Annotated in this window: 1 protein-coding gene; it reads left to right on the forward strand. The window is 68.6% G+C overall.

The features are described 5' to 3' along the window. The coding region (locus AB0B40_RS38180) for an SbcC/MukB-like Walker B domain-containing protein (protein WP_362268239.1) at window positions 1–983 on the forward strand (983 nt) is incomplete at its 5' end. Between the last annotated feature and the right edge of the window lie 498 nt (window positions 984–1,481).

Raw genomic sequence — 1,481 nt, forward strand, 5'->3', positions numbered from 1 at the left:
AGGCCGGACTGCACCGGTGGGCAGACAGCGCGCGCAGCGCAGCCGAGCTGATCGAAGAAGGACAGCGTCCGACACTCCCCTGCCCTCACGACACCGGTGACGCAACAGCCACGCAGGAGTACGCCGCCGCCCTGGAAACGGTCACCACGCGGCTACTGGCATCCCTTGACGAGCACGAAACCGTCGCGCGGGCGGCCATGGCAGACCTGGCCGCGCAGCTTGCCGTACACGCCGACGCACTGACCTCCGCCTACCCCGGCATCGCCGCCGCGCTGATCGCCCCTGGCACGGATCCCCTGGACCCCGAACTCCTCGACGGCCTGACCAGCCAGGCCGGCACCCTCCGCAGCGAGGCCGCCCGCGCGCTGCGGGAAGAACAGGACGCCCTGTCCCAGATCCCGCACAAGGACCGCCTCCTGGCCGCGATCGACGCCGGACAGCGCCAGAAAGCCGCATGGCAAACCGTGGCCGCGCACCTGACGGACGGAAAATTTCCCGGTCACCTCACCGACCTGCGGACCCGCGCGCTGCTCGCACACGGCAGCGAGCTGCTGCAGCAGCTGTCCGGCGGACGGCTGGGCTTCGCCGACAACTTCGACATCGTCAACCTCGCAAGCCATAACCGCCGCAGCTCACGCACCCTCTCCGGCGGCGAGACCTTCCAGGCCTCCCTCGCCCTGTCCCTCGCCCTGATGGAAATGCACAGCCGCAGCGGCACCCGTCTGGAGAGCCTCTTCCTCGACGAAGGCTTCGGCACCCTGGACACCGCCGCCCTCGACAGCGCCCTGCAGGTCCTGCGCACGCAAGTCGGCCCCGACAAGCTGCTGGCCGTCATCAGCCACCTGCGCCCCGTCGCCGAGACTGTCAACGACGTCCTATGGGTGGAGAAGGACCACCGCGGCTCCCGGGCCCGCTGGCTCACCGCGGCCGAGCGCGACTCCCTAGTCCGCGACGACCTGCACAACCTGACGGACCCGGCATGACCCCAGACGCTGCACAGACCCGGCCGTCCCCGCGCCAGGCCAGTTTCCCGGTCCCCGTAGCGGGCCACGAACAATCCCCGCGTCTCGGACAGTGCAGGTACCGTACGAACCGGTTTACCGCGTTCGCCTGGTCGGGACGCTCGGAGCGACCAGGGCGCGGGATCACAGTCATGCAGCTCTTCCTTAACTCCTGAAGCGGACGGTCAGTAGGCCTTCGCGGAATGCAGCACCACCCTGGACGCTATTAGCTCGCTGAATGCACGCGACATGTACGTGATATGTACGCCTCATGGGTAGGGTGAGGGTGGAGGTGTCCCATGTCAGAGTTGTTCGATGCCGTGGACGCGCTGGTCGCGTCCCGGTCCCCGCTGCCGCCGCCGGCGGAGCGTAGGCGGTTGCGCCAGGCTCACGCGCTCACCCTTGATGAGGTGGCCGCCGCGCTAAGTGCTCTGACCACATAGGTTCGCCGGGTTGGCGGTCATGACGGTTGGATGTGCG

This window comes from Streptomyces sp. NPDC042638 (genome assembly GCF_040647235.1).
Lineage (GTDB): Bacteria > Actinomycetota > Actinomycetes > Streptomycetales > Streptomycetaceae > Streptomyces > Streptomyces rameus.